Annotated in this window: 16 protein-coding genes and 2 pseudogenes; 6 read left to right on the forward strand and 12 right to left on the reverse strand. The window is 61.2% G+C overall.

Features of this window, described 5'->3' with window-relative positions:
• Positions 1–4: 4 nt before the first annotated feature.
• From B9A95_RS02730 to B9A95_RS34450, 6 genes are all read right to left on the reverse strand, one after another.
• Positions 5–403, reverse strand: a complete 399-nt coding sequence (locus tag B9A95_RS02730; protein ID WP_084045417.1) for a (R)-mandelonitrile lyase — start codon at positions 401–403, stop codon at positions 5–7.
• A 64-nt stretch (positions 404–467) separates the two neighbouring features.
• The gene (locus B9A95_RS02735) at positions 468–1,490 is read right to left on the reverse strand and encodes a zinc-dependent alcohol dehydrogenase family protein (protein WP_084045418.1); all 1,023 of its coding nucleotides are present in this window, start codon (positions 1,488–1,490) and stop codon (positions 468–470) included.
• A 121-nt stretch (positions 1,491–1,611) separates the two neighbouring features.
• Positions 1,612–1,953 carry a cyclophilin-like fold protein gene (locus B9A95_RS02740; RefSeq protein WP_139806416.1) on the reverse strand — a complete coding sequence of 114 codons (342 nt, stop codon included), beginning with the start codon at positions 1,951–1,953 and terminating at the stop codon, positions 1,612–1,614.
• Between the two features lie 62 nt (positions 1,954–2,015).
• Positions 2,016–3,239 carry an MFS transporter gene (locus B9A95_RS02745; protein ID WP_084045420.1) on the reverse strand — a complete coding sequence of 408 codons (1,224 nt, stop codon included), beginning with the start codon at positions 3,237–3,239 and terminating at the stop codon, positions 2,016–2,018.
• 55 nt (positions 3,240–3,294) lie between these two features.
• Positions 3,295–4,260 carry an alpha/beta hydrolase gene (locus tag B9A95_RS02750; RefSeq protein ID WP_084045421.1) on the reverse strand — a complete coding sequence of 322 codons (966 nt, stop codon included), beginning with the start codon at positions 4,258–4,260 and terminating at the stop codon, positions 3,295–3,297.
• 389 nt (positions 4,261–4,649) lie between these two features.
• Positions 4,650–5,659 (reverse strand): IS630 family transposase gene (locus tag B9A95_RS34450; protein ID WP_425429906.1). Its coding sequence is split into 2 segments (ribosomal slippage): positions 4,650–5,185 and positions 5,185–5,659, totalling 1,011 coding nucleotides; the frame shifts between segments, so codons are not numbered across the junction.
• Between the two features lie 417 nt (positions 5,660–6,076).
• Between B9A95_RS34450 and B9A95_RS02760 the strand changes: the two genes are divergently transcribed.
• Positions 6,077–6,487, forward strand: coding sequence for a transposase family protein (locus B9A95_RS02760; RefSeq protein WP_084045069.1), 411 nt, complete (start codon positions 6,077–6,079; stop codon positions 6,485–6,487).
• Between the two features lie 8 nt (positions 6,488–6,495).
• On the forward strand, positions 6,496–6,882 hold the full coding sequence (locus B9A95_RS02765) for a transposase family protein (RefSeq protein ID WP_245808063.1): 387 nt from the start codon (positions 6,496–6,498) through the stop codon (positions 6,880–6,882).
• Here the strand turns inward: B9A95_RS02765 and B9A95_RS31510 are convergent.
• Positions 6,860–7,318 carry a hypothetical protein gene (locus B9A95_RS31510; RefSeq protein WP_139806417.1) on the reverse strand — a complete coding sequence of 153 codons (459 nt, stop codon included), beginning with the start codon at positions 7,316–7,318 and terminating at the stop codon, positions 6,860–6,862. The genes B9A95_RS02765 and B9A95_RS31510 overlap by 23 nt on opposite strands.
• Before the next feature lie 376 nt (positions 7,319–7,694).
• On the opposite strand from B9A95_RS31510, the gene B9A95_RS02770 reads away from it, so the two are divergent.
• Positions 7,695–8,405: an alpha/beta fold hydrolase gene (locus B9A95_RS02770; RefSeq protein ID WP_170928389.1), complete on the forward strand. Its 711-nt coding sequence runs from the start codon at positions 7,695–7,697 to the stop codon at positions 8,403–8,405.
• Positions 8,406–8,631: 226 nt separating this feature from the next.
• Here the strand turns inward: B9A95_RS02770 and B9A95_RS02775 are convergent, their stop codons facing one another.
• Complete coding sequence (locus B9A95_RS02775; protein WP_084045423.1) at positions 8,632–9,099, reverse strand: hypothetical protein; 468 nt, start codon at positions 9,097–9,099, stop codon at positions 8,632–8,634.
• 80 nt (positions 9,100–9,179) lie between these two features.
• Positions 9,180–9,428 carry a hypothetical protein gene (locus B9A95_RS02780; protein ID WP_084045424.1) on the reverse strand — a complete coding sequence of 83 codons (249 nt, stop codon included), beginning with the start codon at positions 9,426–9,428 and terminating at the stop codon, positions 9,180–9,182.
• A gap of 168 nt (positions 9,429–9,596) precedes the next feature.
• Between B9A95_RS02780 and B9A95_RS02785 the strand changes: the two genes are divergently transcribed.
• On the forward strand, positions 9,597–9,788 hold the full coding sequence (locus B9A95_RS02785; protein ID WP_084045425.1) for a hypothetical protein: 192 nt from the start codon (positions 9,597–9,599) through the stop codon (positions 9,786–9,788).
• An 847-nt stretch (positions 9,789–10,635) separates the two neighbouring features.
• Here B9A95_RS02785 and B9A95_RS34980 read toward each other — a convergent pair.
• From B9A95_RS34980 to B9A95_RS02800, 3 genes and pseudogenes are all read right to left on the reverse strand, one after another.
• Positions 10,636–10,789, reverse strand: a pseudogene (locus B9A95_RS34980) (IS6 family transposase); the annotation flags it as partial.
• A gap of 155 nt (positions 10,790–10,944) precedes the next feature.
• Positions 10,945–11,796, reverse strand: a pseudogene (locus B9A95_RS02795) (IS5 family transposase).
• Between the two features lie 217 nt (positions 11,797–12,013).
• Entirely contained in the window at positions 12,014–12,427 is a 414-nt protein-coding gene (locus tag B9A95_RS02800) for a hypothetical protein (RefSeq protein WP_084045426.1), read from the reverse strand.
• A 300-nt stretch (positions 12,428–12,727) separates the two neighbouring features.
• Here B9A95_RS02800 and B9A95_RS02805 point away from each other — a divergent pair, with 300 nt between their 5' ends.
• Complete coding sequence (locus tag B9A95_RS02805; protein WP_084045427.1) at positions 12,728–14,425, forward strand: circularly permuted type 2 ATP-grasp protein; 1,698 nt, start codon at positions 12,728–12,730, stop codon at positions 14,423–14,425.
• Positions 14,425–15,387: an alpha-E domain-containing protein gene (locus tag B9A95_RS02810; protein ID WP_084045428.1), complete on the forward strand. Its 963-nt coding sequence runs from the start codon at positions 14,425–14,427 to the stop codon at positions 15,385–15,387. The genes B9A95_RS02805 and B9A95_RS02810 overlap by 1 nt, the downstream gene beginning before the upstream one ends.
• The last annotated feature ends 166 nt before the right edge of the window (positions 15,388–15,553 follow it).

A 15,553-nucleotide genomic window follows, 5' to 3' on the forward strand; every position in this document is an offset into this window, starting at 1 on the left:
CTGTTCACGGCCCCTGGTACTCCTCATCAGTGACGTGCTCCAACCATTCGACCGCTTTGCCGTCCAGCGCTTCCTGAATGGCGATGTGCGTCATGGCCGTCGTGGGTGAGGCCCCGTGCCAGTGCCGCTCGCCAGGCCCGAACCACACGACGTCCCCTGGGCGGATCTCCTCAATGGGCCCCCCATCGCGTTGCACCCACCCCATACCGGCCGTGACGATCAGCGTTTGGCCGAGGGGATGGGTATGCCAGGCCGTGCGCGCGCCAGGTTCAAAGGTCACAGCGTTGCCAGCGGCGCGGGCGGGCTCATGGGCCACGAACAACCCGTCGATCCGGACCGTTCCGGTAAACCAGTCAGCAGGGCCTTTGTGAGAGGGTTGGGTTCCGACACGTTGAATGTTCATGGTGGCTCCTGGTCCTCAGGTGGCGTGGTGAACGAATGGACTCCCGAAAGGTAAGCCGTCCGTGTTAGGGGCGCAGCATGGTTTTGATGGCGCGGCGCTCATCCATCGCGCGGTAACCCTCGGCCACCTGCTCCAGTGGCAGCGTCTGGTCGAACACCAGGCCGGGGTTGATCTGGCCCTTGAGCACCAGGTCGATCAGGTGCGGGAGGTAGCGGCGCACAGGCGCGGGGCCACCGTGCAGGTGCACGCCGGAGAAAAACAGCTCCAGTCCGGGCAGTTCCACACCGTGCGACACCCCGACGTACCCGACGTGCCCACCAGGACGGGTGGCGCGGATAGCCTGCATCATCGACTCCTGGGTGCCAACCGCCTCAATCACCGAGTGCGCGCCCAGGCCACCGGTCAGCTCCTTGATCTGGGCCACGCCTTCGTCGCCGCGTTCGGTGACGATGTCCGTCGCGCCAAACTTCAGTGCGAGCTGTTGACGGGCTTCGTGTCGGCTCATCATGATGATCCGCTCGGCACCCATCTGTTTGGCGGACAGCACCGACAGGAGGCCCACCGCGCCGTCCCCGACCACGACGACCGTCTTCCCAGGTTTGACCCTCGCAGCGTCCGCTGCGAACCAGCCGGTGCCCAGCACGTCAGAAGTCGCCAGCAGACTCGGCAGCAGGTCATCGGCCGGGACTTCCGGTGTGGCGACCAGCGTGCCGTCAGCCAGGGGGACACGCAGCAAGGGAGCCTGCGCGCCCTCAGCGCCGATCGGGCGGGCGTCCACGCAGCGGCTCTGGTACCCGTCGTTGCAGATGGGGCAGGTGTTGTCCGAGGCGAAAAAGGAGCCCACCACGAACTGACCGGGTTTGAGGTGACGTACGTCGCGACCGACTTCCTCAACAATCCCGCAGTATTCGTGGCCCATCGGCATCGGCTGATCGCTCACGTCGTCGCCCCGGTACGGCCACAGGTCGGACCCGCACACGCAGGTAGCGCTCATGCGAATGATGGCGTCGGTGGGCTCGATGATGGTGGGGTCAGGGCGGTCCTCAAAGCGGATGTCCCGGGGGCCGTACAGCATGGTTGCTTTCATGGTGAATCTCCTGGTTGTTGAATGGTTCCCCTGGCCTTCGGGCGAGGATCAATGGCCTTGCTACGGTCTGTGATGCAGGGGAAGTGCATCCAGGTGTGGCCATCACGTGTTTGGGGCAGCGCTACCTCAGCGTGAAGGTGATGGTGACGTCCCCGGAGCCCGGGGCCACAGCCAGGCCCTTGGGATCATGGATGCGCTCAAGGCGCGTATAGCTGTAACGGGTTGGGAAGGTCCGGTAGAACAGGACGACGGTGCGGTCGCCGTACAGCATCAGGTCGCCCTGACGGATGGTGGCGGGATGGACGGCTCGGGTGGGCAGCCCCACCGGTAGGTCAACGAACTTCTCGTTCTGGTGCAGATCGCTCATCCTGAGCGTGAGGGGCAAGCGGGCTTTGAACGCTTGGCCCGTGGGCGTGTCATCCAGGGTCGCGGTGAAGGTCGCGGTACCGATTTTGATGTTCATCTGTTGGCTCCTCGGGGCAGCGCCAGCAGAGAAGGCCAGAAGTGTGATCAACAAAAAGGAATTCATACGTGGACTTCTTGCTGGCGAGTCCTTTTTGCGGTGGCGTGAGACCGGGCTCCTACCCAAGCGAGGAGTGCCGATGCGGCGAGCATGGCCGCACTCAGGGCGAAGGTCATGCGGTACCCACTCAGGTCGTACAACACGCCGCCCAGCGTGGCGCCTAGGGTAATCGCGAGCTGAATCACCGCCACCATCAGGCCACCTCCCGCCTCGGCGTCGTCGGGAAGCACCCGGCTGAGCCAGGTCCACCAGCCGACGGGCGCGGCTGTGGCCAGCAGTCCCCAAACAGCCAGCAGGACGCCGACGAGAATGGGTACGTTGCCAAACACCATGAGTGCGATCGCCACGACAGCCATTGCCAGCGGGAGCACGGTCAACACGCTGTACAGCCGGGTGCGCAGCACCGTGCCAATCAGGACCGTGCCCACCAGACCAGCCACGCCGTTAATCAGCAGGAGCAGGGAAAGCGTGGAGACATTGACGCGCGTGACGGTTTCCAGGAAGGGGCGCAGGTAGGTGAACAACGCAAACTGGCCCAGGAAGAAGAGCAAGACGGACAGCATTCCGAGAGGCACCAGGGGCCGGCGCAGCACCTGAAACACCGAATGACCCCCTGGGCGGTGCTGGGAGGGCATGGAGGGCAGGCGGGCGAGCAGCCAGACCAGGGTTAGGGTCGCGGGCGGGACCACCGTGAAAAAGGCGCCATGCCACCCGATGGTCTGCCCGAGAAAGCTTCCCAGTGGCGCAGAAAGGACTGTGGCCAGTGCGTTCCCGCCATTGAGCAGGCCCAGCGCGCGCGGAACGTCCTGTTCAGGAACGAGGCGCATGACGGTTGCGGCCGACATCGCCCAGAACCCACCGATGACAATGCCAATCAGAGCGCGGCCAAACATGAACACGGTAACGTTCGGCGCGAATGCCACCATCATGCCAGACGCCATCATCAGCAGGGTCAGCCCGAGCAGGACCGTGCGGCGGTCGATTCGGCGCGTGGCCGAGGAGACCATCAAGCTGGTCAGGACGGCGAACAGCCCGGAGATGGCGATGGCCTGGCCAGCTCTGCCCTCACTGATGTTCAGGTCGTTGGCAATCGGCGTGAGTAAGCTGACCGGCATGAACTCGGACGCGATCAACGTCGCGACGCACAGGGTCAGGGCGAACACGGCACTCCAGTTCGGGGTGGTCACGCTGGGGAAGGTGCGCTCTGCAGCAATTTGGTCAGCCATAAGGCCTCCTGTGAGCGCCTGAACGGGCGCCGTAGCCCGGCGTTTGAGGGACAAGTTACGGAGTGGACTTCAGGTTCTCGGAGAAGAAGCCTTCAAGGCGGTCAAACGGAATGACCTCAGTGCGGTCATACAAGTCGATGTGGCGTGCGCCGGGAACAACCACAAGCTCCGAGTGTCCGGCCGCCTGCTGGTGGATGGTCTCGCTGAAGTACCGGGAGTGGGCCTGATCACCAGTGATGAGCAGGATGGGGCGGGGCGCAATGTCTCCGATGTGCTGGAGGGCGCCAAAGTTGATGTGTGCCGCAGCGCTGGTCACGGTAAAGCCGCCGATGGACCGGGGATGGTGTCCACGATCAGCGACGTAATACTCGAAAAACTCGCTGGTGATGGGGTCGGGGCCCTCAGCTGGAATGTCCGCGGGGAAGGTCGGCGTGAGCGCGGGGTGTCCAGCGTCAACATCCGCCCAGCGCTGCTGTGCCACGCGGGCCAGGTTCTGGCGGCGGTCGTCGTCGGTAGCGCTGCCTTGCCAACCGTCGCGGTTCACACCACTGATGTCGTACATGGCGGTGGTGGCGACCGCTTTGATACGCGGGTCGACCTGGGCAGCGCTGAGCGCGAACCCACCGCTGCCGCAAATGCCGATCACGCCGATCTGCTCACGATCAACGTAAGGGAGCGTACCCAGGAAATCCACGCCAGCACTGAAATCCTCAGCGAAGAGTTCGGGGGACGTGATGTGTCTCGGCTCACCGCTGCTCTCGCCGTTGTAGGAAGGGTCGAAAGCAAGGGCTACAAAGCCGCGCTGGGCCATTTCCTGAGCGTAGACGCCCGGGCCCTGCTCTTTCACCCCGCCGTGAGGCGGGCCGATCACAAGTGCCTGGTACTGGGCAGCTTCGTCGAAATCCTTCCTCTGGTACAAGTCAGCCGCAAGCTCAATGCCGTAGCGGTTCTTGTACCGCATGGGCGTCCGCGTAACTTCGGCAGCAAGGGGAAACGTGTAGTTGTCTGGTTGTAAGGGCATGGGGTCTCCTGGGCTTTGTCGTCTCTGACAGGTGCGGACTGGGGTCAGCCGCGTAAGGGAAGTTTATGAACCCAGGGGGGCGGGCGCTTGCCTAAAACTCTGAATTTCTGTCCTAAATCTCTTGATCGGAAGTGGAGGTCTGACCTTTGGTCAGGTCGTCCACCTTCGAAGGTCTTCACTGGAGGTGGCGCTGCGGTTTTCGTCTTCCGCGTGGGTGGCCTTCACTCCCCCCGTTGGCTTTTTATTGGTACTCCGTTGGGTCTGGAACTGCTGGCGAAAAACACGGTGGATTCCCACTCTTTGTGTACCGCGCTGACCCCAGAAACAGGGGCGCCATCCATCAGGTTCCCGCCAGTCAACGGAGTACCATTATTGATCTCGGCTGAAGTTTAGGACGGAAGGTAGCTGTGGAGGAGGCGAGCAGGGAGTCGGACATACCGGACGCGCGCCCATCCAACCTTGAGGCGCGCCTTCAATTCCTTCAGTGTCTGTGCACAGAAGTTCCCCAGGACGTTGCGCTTGACATAGGCCCACACCAGTTCAATGGGATTGAGTTCCGGAGCGTACGGCGGGAGATATTGCAGAGACAGCCGTGCTTCACCTGTTGCGAAGGCCGTGACGGCCTTCGATTTGTGGATGCCGGCGTTGTCGAGGACGACCATGACCTCTCCTGGAACGTGCGTCAACACGTGCTGCAGGAAGCGAATCACGTCCGGACTCTTGAACGCGCCGTGTTGCGTGTGTTGCAGGAACTGGCCGGCAGTGGTGAGTGCACCGATAGTCGACACCTTGTCCCAGCTGGCTTTGCCATACACCACGGGCGTGTGGCCGCGCAGCGCCCAGGTGTGCTTCACCGTGCCTTTCAGGCTGAACCCCACCTCATCCAGGAAGACCAGGGTCGCTCCCGCCGTTACTTTTTTTTGATCTCGGGCAGGACGGTCTGAATCCAGGTGGCCACCGCTTCGGGATTCTGTTCCAGCGCGCGTTGATCGGGCTTCTGGCGGGAGAAGCCCAACTGGTGCAGGATTCTCCGCACGTGGTCGCGATGATGCCAGATGTCGAAGTGACGACCGATGACCTCCCGGACGCGCGGGGTCGTCCAGCTCGCGTCGGGGAAGCCATGCACCTGTGCGCCTTCGTTGAGCAGTCGCTTCAGGGTCTCTCGCTGCTCTCCGGAGAGTGCTGGCACTCTCCCCGTGGTGATGGTGGCCTGCAGTGCACCTGGACCCTGGTGCCGCAGGAGGTGCCTCCAGGTGCGCAGAGTACTCATGGAGACACCCAGAAGCTCCGCGAGTTCCTTGCTGCTGTATTGCCCAGTTTCGAGCAGCTTGAGGAAGTGCAGTCGACGTTCTTCAAGTTGAGCTCGCGTCAGGCGCGAGGGCAGCCAACGGTCCGTCATCCACCCATTCTAACGTCCGCAACTTCAGCCGGTATCAATAAGGGGTAGTTTCCTTGGTGATAAGCGTGGGAAGGGTAGTCGTCACCCGAGATGTTATTTTGTGACCACCCAACTTCCTTCGTATTGGTTGCCACCCTCGGCTGAGAGAATAGAGTACTTTGATCCAGGTGCTTTTTTGTCTTGATTGTACGTTTCTATGAAATGAACCATATTCCATCCAGGTTTTAGTGCAATGTCGACGGTGTACGTTTCCGTAAATCCATTCGAGGACTTGCATTTTTTCGCTACTCCCTTCATGCTACCAGGTTGAAGGGCAAACATGAATGCGTAGTGAGTTGTGGTAACAGTAGACCTCTTGCGAAAGTCGTAGGCTAAGCTGGGAGGGTGGAGCGAGACCGTCTGACACGCACGCTGAAGATGAATCGCAAGCAGTTCCGTCGACGCACCGGGGTCTACCCGGAAACGTTTGCTGAGATGGAAGAGGTGCTGACCCTACGCGAAGGACAGAAAAAGAAATCAGGCCGCCCCGCCGCGCTCAGCGTGGCGGAACAACTGCTGATGACCCTGGAATTCTGGCGCGAGTACCGGACCTTCGCCCACCTGGGTGACGACTGGGGTGTGCACGAAGCCACCGTGCATCGCACGGTGGAACGCGTGGAAGCGGCTCTGATTGCCAGTGCACGGTTCCAGCTGCCCAAGAAACGCGTGTTTCAGGAAGCACAACTCGTGTACAGCATCGTCGCGGTCGATGCTTCCGAAGTGCCCTGTGAACGGCCCAAAAAAAGCAGCGCGCGTGGTACAGCGGCAAGAAAAAGCGGCACACCCTGAAATTTCAGGTGCTGATGTGCACAGTGACGCAGCGCATCCTGGGCACCGCCACGAGCGCTGGGGCGGTTCATGACCTAAAGCTGTTTCGTCAGTCAGGCGTTCGTTTTCCTCACCAAACGGCGCTTATTGGAGATGCAGGGTATCAGGGCCTGTGGAGAAGCCACAGGCACGCCCTTACCCCCCATAAGGCGACGCAGGCGTCGCCTCTGTCCGCGGAGCAGCGCCAGGACAACCGTGTCCTCGCGCATACCAGGCAGGCAATCGAGCATATGATCCGTCGCATGAAGATCTTCCGTGTGCTGAAGGGCGTGTACCGACATCGGCGGCGTCGGTTTGCACTCCGGGTTCAGCTCATCGCAGCGCTGTGCAACCTCACCCAAGCCTGCCGATCGTGACTTTCGCAAGAGGTCTAGTACTGTCTATTTTGACCGTATTGCTTTGCACATTAATATATCTTGTCTTCCCCTCACTATCAGTAAACGTAAGGTTGCCGATATGAGCGTAGGGGGTATTATTAACAATTATTTCGCTGGTATCGCAAATACTTGAAAGTCCTTCCTTCAGTCCAGCCAAAGTAGAACTCATAACTGATTTGGCAGCCTCGGAGGTCACTTGTACGTTGATGGTATTATCTGACTTGATAGTACCAACATCACTCCACTCTTTACTAAAGCGAATAGGATAATCCTTGTCCGCGCTATATCCCTCTACGGTACCTTGACCCATGAAGCTCAGCGTAGTGGGCGCCACGGGCGAGTTCGTGCTCCCACAGGAAGTGGCCAGAAGGGTTGCGGCGAGGGTGCCCATCAGCATTTTGGTCTTGATATTCATGGTTATCTCCTTGAATTGCTGAAGGGCAGGAGGTTTGCGTCCCGCTCTCTTTGCTTAGGACAACATTAGGAAAACGGCCGTGAACGACAGATGAACAGGCGGGTTTCTGGAAGTTATCAGGTACTGTGGGAGGATGAAATATATACGATAAGTTATTTCTCAAGGCCCCCTTGGTCCTCTCGGCCGCTTCCCTCCCCTGCCCCGAAGTGTTCCAAGCCCCACGTCCCCGGCCTGTTCGCATCTCTCCGTCAAAGCGTTCGCTTAATGCGCGTGCGGGCGAGTTCTGGATGGCCTGCGCCTATGCTCTTGGTCCCGGAACCCCAGACGAGGGCCTGCCTGCGCCTTCATGCCAGTGACAGTAACAGTACGATTAATCGTGACGACCAAACATAGCCTTGTGTTGCTCCCCGGAGCGCTGCAGTCCAGTGCTTTGCTGGCTCCATTGGCCTCCGCCTTGGCCCCTTTTGCCGATGTGCTGTCCTTGGACCTTCCCGGTCATGGAGGCCAGCCCATCCCGGATACCTTGAATGCCCACGAGCTTGCTCAAGCTGTCAAGGTTGAACTGGACGCCCGGAACGTGGCGCGGACTCACGTGTTCGGGTACAGCTTAGGTGGGTACGTGGGACTGCTGCTTGCGCAGGCCCATCCTGACCGGGTGGCTGGCGTGTTTGCTCACGCCACAAAACTCTCCTGGACTCCAGAGGTGGCTTCACGTGAGGTCCGTGGGCTGGATCCTGACCGCATCTTGCAGAAAGCCCCAGCCTTCGCCGCTACGCTGGAACAGGTACACGCTCCTCAGGACTGGCGGCTACTCACCCGGCGTGTTGCCGACCTCTTGACGCAGCTTGGTGACAACCCGGCAGTGACCGATGCTGTTTTGCGCGGCCTGACAGTTCCCGTACAGCTCTCCGTCGGAGACCATGACCGGATGGTCACTGTGGAAGAAACCGTAGGCGCTTACCGGACGCTGGCGCGGGGTCGCCTACTCGTACTGCCGGACGTGACGCACCCCCTTGAACACAGCGTGCAGGAGCGCCTTGCGCCGGAAATACACACGTTCCTCCAGGCTACAGGCGGCCACACGTAAAGGATGAAGTTCCACCTACCACCTTCATTCCGGTTGCTGAGGACACAGGTCTGATTATTCCGGTTGGGCAGTTCGTTCTACGCAACACTGACGACCGCGCCAACGGCGCTCATCTGGCGTGACCGACTCTCCGGGGCAGAGAATCCAGTATTGAGAGCAGCGAAAAGGCCCACCGAGAGGCGGACCTATAACTCGCGATTCTTCAGTTTGCAGTCTGAAAGAAGTCCTAACAGCCAAACCAAAAGACCATCCTCAAGTGGCGCGGATCCTCCACTCGAGACACCAGGTAAGGCAGGGTACGTTGAGAAAACGGAGCCGTCACTTCGGAGCACCGGACCGGAGGGTCGTAGCCATCCACATCTTCGAGCCATTGCTCCCAATCAAAGGCAAGGAGTTCATCCAACGTGACCCAAGACGGTGCCGTGATGCTCGGATCATCGCGCACAGCCTGCCAACGCGTCCGCACCTCAGGGCTTGCGTCTTCTGGTATGCCACGGCAGCAGGCAATGGGATCCAAGGTATACGGCCCACCACGGGCAAGAATGGCGAAGAAGGCGGAGTTGCGATGGAGTTCGGCAGGATGCCACCTCTCCCTCTGCATGTACTGAGATGGAACAGGATCAGCAGCGAGATCAATGTAGGTCCACCGCCCGTCAAGGCAGATCTCATAGCTTTCAAGAATGTCCAAGCCCATGATTCCGTCTCCTCCTTTCCCGTACTGCACAGCCTGCTCCCTGCTCTAAATACCCTTTGGCCAAAGGGAAGGACAGTGGATCAGAGGTCGGCAGCGGCACGAACGCCACGCGCGATCAGCTGAGGATGACTCACCCCAGCTCGCCCGCTGACGCGCTGTCCCGTAATGAACTTCCCCTTGTAGAGACTCACCAGATGCTGATGGACAGTCTGTACGTCAATGACCTGACCCTTCTCGACTGCCTGTTGAACAAACCACTCGGCGAAATCTTCCCGTGTGTCAGTTTGAGCGTATAGCGTCAGCAGGAGCGCCTCGGGTAGATCATTCATACCCTCAAGTGTGCTGCACATAGCAGCCCAACCTGGCGGGAGCTTCTCCGCCCTAACTGGGCTTAGGGGTGAGTCCTCCTCATCTTTCCGAGCGCAGCAACAGAACAGGATGAAGACTGTCCTATCAGAAGCTTGAAGGCTACAAAAAGACCCCTGCACACTGAGGGGATGAATGAGGGTGTGGCGGTGGTCGGATGGGGCTGGGATTTGGAGACGCTGGAGGAGAGGAGAAAGCATGCTCATGTACTGCTTGAGCAGGTAGTGCTGATCAAGTCGCGCCAGATGGAGTGGGAGGTGACCCGCGAAGAGAGGAAATGGCGAAAGTTGAACCAGCGCCGGAATGCTGACTCTCTGTCCTAATTGGCCTTAGGTAAGGCATAATTGAGGGTTTTATCCGAGTAGAAGCTAGAACAAATTCTCCTATTGTGTGTAGGCCGAAGTGGTGAGTAGCACGTCTCCGAACATTCCTCGCCAGTGTCACTGGTGTTGGTTTAATGACAGGACCTTACCAAATTCCCCAGCCTCATGCACGCGTGGACCGTCTGGCTCGCAGGTTTTAGGACTCCCGTGTACGCCATGAATCTCTTCGGCTGGGATGATCCGCTCAGGTAGGTGATGTTCGGTGATAAAGAGTGTCTCACGCAGGCTAGAGGGTGAAAAGTGCCCATCCAAATAGAAGGTCTGGTTCTGTGACGAGCGAACAAACAGGCTGAAGAAGTATGTGTAGGACGTTTGTTGATGACGAGGTAGCCGCACTCCCTGTTCCGAGATTCCAAACCCAGCCTGGCAGCAGAGAGCTGGGAAGGGTGCTCGAAGTTGACCAAAGGTTTCTCCGCTGACCAGCAAGAAAACAGGCTCTGGGTTGAGTGTTTACGCAAATACCACAATCAGGTCGTTCAAGTTGGATTGTGATCTTGGTAGCCTCTACACCCTCACAGATGAACATGGACGAAATCCTGAACTCTCTAGCCCTGGAGCTTTTTGGAGCACTACGGTTGAAGGAGGAACGCAAAGCTTGAGCGGGGGATTTGTGACGCCGCTTCTCCTGTAGGTGTCTGGCGCATAGGCCACGGCAGAAGCGGGGAAAAGAGGAAAGACCACGAGGGAAGAAGGGGCACGAGGGCTTTTCCTTTCGTATATATTATTTTTGACGCTTACAGTGCGCCTGTTTGAGGTTTATGCAGCACACCGACGCACATTTCATCCAGTGGCGCAGATCCTCGATGAGGAGGGGAGCAAATTTGATGTTCCACCGCCGAAGGGTCTCGTGACTGACCCGAATACTGCGTTCGTGGAGCAAGTTCCTGAACATCACGTTGGCTGAGGGGGAAACGGTGGCGGTAGCGCTTCCGGTCACTCACAGCCCACCAGCCTACCGGCGTTAAGTTGCCGGAACCCTGGAGATGCCGTCTGGATCGGACCGTCACGTCGAGTCTACCGTACGACCGGGAATACAACCCTGAGATGCAGGAGGGATGGCATGAAGAAGTGTTGCAACCATCAACGTTTTTCTGAATCAGACCACTAAAGTGCGTCTGAAGCAGGTCAGGGTGGCCCCTTGGCCAAGCGGTGGACCATCAAGCGGATCATGGATCATCACCTCGTAGACAAGGTTCTCCGCTGTCTCCGGCAGCGCTTCATCGTCCTTGGCCATGCACCTGGATTTTCCCAGCCAGGCAAAGGTCCGCTCTACCACCCAACGCCGTTTGGACACCACAAAACCCTTGGGCACCTCCACGTGTCGTGGAGGTGCATCTTTTGGTGCCCAGGTGCTCTGCTGTCCTGACCAGGGATGCTTCACGATCTCCAGCGTCCAGCCGAGAAACGTTCCCTGTTCTCCTGCCAGTTTTCCGGTGTATCCCGCATCTGCCCACAGGTGCTTCATTCGCGGAAAGACGTTCGGCGCCCCCTCGCAAGAGGAGGACCGCGCCTGCGCGGGGGAAGAATGTCCGCTTCATGTACTTTGATCGCCATGACGAGGCAGGGCGTATCCACAAGCAGATGACGCTTCCGTCCGTTGACCTTTTTACCGCCATCGTAACCACGTAGTCCACCTGCCTCTGTTGTTTTGACCGATTGACTGTCTATGATTCCAGCGCTTGGTGTCTCAGGATGTCCTTCTCGCACTCGGACCAACTCACGCAATTGGGTATGCAACGCTTCCCACACGCCTTGCAGCCTCCACATCCTGTGGTAGTGGTAGATCGTCTGCCAGGCCACGGCCTCCGCGGAGGACGGAGAAGATGCTGTCCAGAATCTCCCGCAAAGACCACTTGCGGGGCCGACCCACAAGAGACTCAGGAGGGGTCAGCGGCTGAAGGACGTTCCACTCGGCATCGGTGAGATCGTTTGGGTACGGACGCCCCAGTCATGCGCGCACCACCTCCGCCCTATCATCCCTCCTTCCTCTAATCAGGCAAAACCCGCTCCCACACGTTTTTCAGACGCACTTTAGGCCTGCGCCAGGCTGACGCTGCTTCACTGCCGGCCCTCCAGCAACTCGTCCAGCCGGTTCACTATCCGCCGTCTGGCGAAGACGGTGGCCCGGATGATGGGGCTGGGTTGGGCTGAAGCCTCTGGGCCCCTCAGCTTACCCGGCAGACATATTCGCCGTCGTCGAGCTTGAAGCGCATGCCCAGCAGTCGCCAGAAGCCCAGCAGGGCGTTGAGGCTCAGCCCGCTGAAGGACTCCCCCCGCACCACATAGCGGTTGTAGTAGTTCTGGGTGGTGGGGAACTTGCGGCCCTCGTCCAGCACCTGCTTGGCCTTCTCGTTGAGTTCCATGCGCCCGACGCGGTACAGTCCGCGCTGCTCGGTCAGGTACACCTCGGCCAGCGTGTCGGGCTTGCCGCTCGAGACGCACGCCACGTGCTTGACCGTAACGGGCAGGCCGGTCATGTCGTGAACCTGCTGCACGTACTCGCGCGCGGTCTGGGATGAGGACGTCCTGGGGATGCTCTGCGCGCTCACAGCCCCCAGCATCAACGTGAGCGCCAGCACGCCGCGCTGGGTCCAGCGTTCAGCGCACGTTTTCCCCCTGCCCGAACACGCCCGGCTGCCCCCTAACCCAATTTCCCAGGACATTTCGAGGCGATTGTCTCACAGACCGCGTCCACCAGGGTCTGAGCGTGCGGAGCAGCAGCGGAGCCTGGCCTTGAGCAACCCTTTCGGAAACGGGGTGTTCCCCGTCCGACTCGGGCACGTCTCCCCTGTTTACCACGTCTGAAGGGCGGGGCCCAGGGCGAAATTTTGGCTCAAACCCCGCTATCCTGGGCCGCAAGTACGGAGGAGGCGAAAGGCATGAGATACGAACCCGGCAGCCGGTTCTTCGATGAGATGTTGGCCCCCGAAGGGACCGTGCGGCCTCACTATCAGGGCGTGCAGGCGTATATCGACCGCCAGGGCGTGGGCGAATTCGAGCGCCGCCGCCAGTTGCTCGACCTGGCCTTTCGCAACCAAGGCATCACCTTTACTGTGTACGGCGACGCTCAGGGCACCGAGCGCACCTTTCCCTTCGATCCGGTGCCGCGCGTCATTCCCGCCTCGGAGTGGGCGCACCTCGAAGCGGGCCTGACCCAACGGGTGCGGGCACTGAACGCCTTTTTGCGCGACATCTACAGCGAGGGGCAGATTCTGGGTGACGGGGTGATTCCGGCGGAACTGGTCTACACCTCCGCCCACTTCCGGCGTGAGGTCCACGGGGTAAAGGTGTCCCAGGACCTCTACACGCACATCGTGGGCACGGACCTGATCCGGGACGAGCGGGGCGAATACCTCGTGCTGGAGGACAACCTGCGTTCGCCCAGCGGCGTGTCGTACCTCCTCGCCAACCGTCAGGCCATGCGGCGCATCTACCCCGGCATGTTCGAGGGCCAGGGGGTCCGGCCCGTGGGGCACTACGCCACCGCGCTGCTCTCCCTGCTTCAGTCGGTCAGCCCGCGCGAGAACGGCACGGTGGTGGTCCTCACCCCGGGCATGTACAACTCGGCGTATTTCGAGCACGCCTACCTCGCCCAGCAGATGGGTGTGGAACTCGTGGAGGGCCGGGACCTCTTCGTGGACGGCAGCCGGGTGTGGATGCGCACCACGGGCGGGCGGCGGCAGGTGGACGTGATCTACCGCCGCATCGACGACGACTTCCTCGATCCGCTGACCTTCCGCCCTGACTCGGCGCTGGGGGTGGCGGGGCTGGTGGAGGTCTACCGCCAGGGGCGCGTGGCCATCGCCAACGCCATTGGCACGGGTGTGGCCGACGACAAGGCCGTGTACGCCTACGTGCCCGACATGATCCGCTACTACCTGAACCAGGAACCGCTGCTGAACAACGTGCCCACTTTCCTTGGCTGGAACCCGGACCACCTCGAGCACATGCTCGCACACGCCGACGAGCTGATTTTCAAGGCGGTCGGTGAGGCGGGCGGATACGGGATGCTCCTGGGGCCGTATTCGGACCGTGCGGCGATCGGCGCGTATCTGGACAAGGTGCGCGCCAGCCCGCGCGACTTTATCGCCCAGCCCATCGTCGGTTTATCCCGCCACCCCACCTTCTACCCCGACACCCGGCAGTTCGAGCCCGCCCACGTGGACCTGCGGCCCTACATCCTGTGCGGCCCGGAGGTCACCATCGTGCCCGGGGGCCTCACGCGGGTGGCCCTGACGCGCGGCTCGCTGGTGGTCAATTCCAGTCAGGGCGGCGGCTCCAAGGACACCTGGGTCCTGGACCACGACGGTCCCCCCACGCCCCAGGGCATGAGCCAGTTGTGGCACGGAGACGGGGGGCAATCTGCCGAAACGGTCCGGCAAGGCCAGAGCCAGTACCAGGGCGGCCTGGGCTCGGCTCCAGGCGCGGAGCGGGAAGATCAGGCGGAGCGTTACGGCGACGTGCGCGAAGCGGCGGAAGAGGGCGGGCCCACCCCCGACGCGCCGCCGTCCCCCGACACCCCAGGCCAGCATTCCTACCAGCAGGAACTGGAAAAAAATGAACTGGAGGGCGAGTAATGCTGCTGCTCTCGCGCCTGGCCGAGAACCTCTTCTGGATCGGGCGGTATGTGGAACGCGCCGAGAACACGGCCCGCCTGCTGAACGTGAACTACTCCGCCTCGCTGGAGATGCCGGGCCGGGCGCGCGACTCGTGGCGGCCCCTGCTGGAACTCACGGGGGGCGAGGCGCAGCTGCGCGCCAAGTACGGCCGGGTGGACACCCGCACAATCAGTGCGTGGCTGTCTTTTGACCGCGACAACCCCTCCTCGATCGCCAGCAGCGTGGCCCGCGCCCGCGAGAACGCGCGGGGCCTGCGCGACCGCCTGCCGTCGGAGATGTGGGAGGCAATCAACCGCACGTACCTGGGCCTGTGCTTCCAGAACGAGGACCTGCTCTCCAGAGACGGACTGACGGAATACTGCGACTCGGCGCGCGACGCGTCCCAGTTTTTCTTCGGCATCGCCTTCGCCACCTTTCCGCGGGACGAGGGCTGGTCGTTCCTGCGCGCCGGGCAGATGCTGGAGCGCGGCGACAACATGCTGCGCGTGCTGCAGAGCACCCACCGGGGCGAGGACCGGCAGGCCCTCTCGGACCCCAAGCAGCACGCCGTGCAGGACCTGCGCTGGGTGAGCGTGCTGAAGGGCGCGAGCGCTTACGAGGCCTACCGCAAGCGGGTTCACACAGGCATCGTCCCCGAGCGCGTCGAGGAATTCCTGCTGCTGGACGAGTTCTTTCCCCGCTCGGTGCGCTACAGCGCCGAGAACCTGGACGACGCTCTGGCGCAGATCGACCGCCACCATCCCGGCGATCACCCCGAGATTCTGCGCCTGTCGCGCTGGCTGGTGGCCCGGTTGCAGTACGCCCGCGGCACAGTTTCGGCAGGGGTGGAAGGGGAGGAACGCCTGACCCTGGAGGGCCTGCTGGGCGATTTCAACCGGGTGGGCGGAGCGATTCACGCCGCCTACTTTCAGGAGGAGTGATTCGCTGCGTCGGGAGCGTGTTGCCCTCTCGCCGAGCCGTTTCGGTCCCGTCAGGCTGTACCCGTCACCCCGGCGGCTGTCCCACGCCGGGAGAGGGGCGAGCTGAGGGCAAAGCGCCGAAAGCTCCCTCCTGACCTTTTCCCCCGCCCATCTGTGGCAGACTGCC

Origin of the sequence: Deinococcus hopiensis KR-140 (assembly GCF_900176165.1) — a bacterium.
Classification (GTDB): Bacteria; Deinococcota; Deinococci; order Deinococcales; family Deinococcaceae; genus Deinococcus; species Deinococcus hopiensis.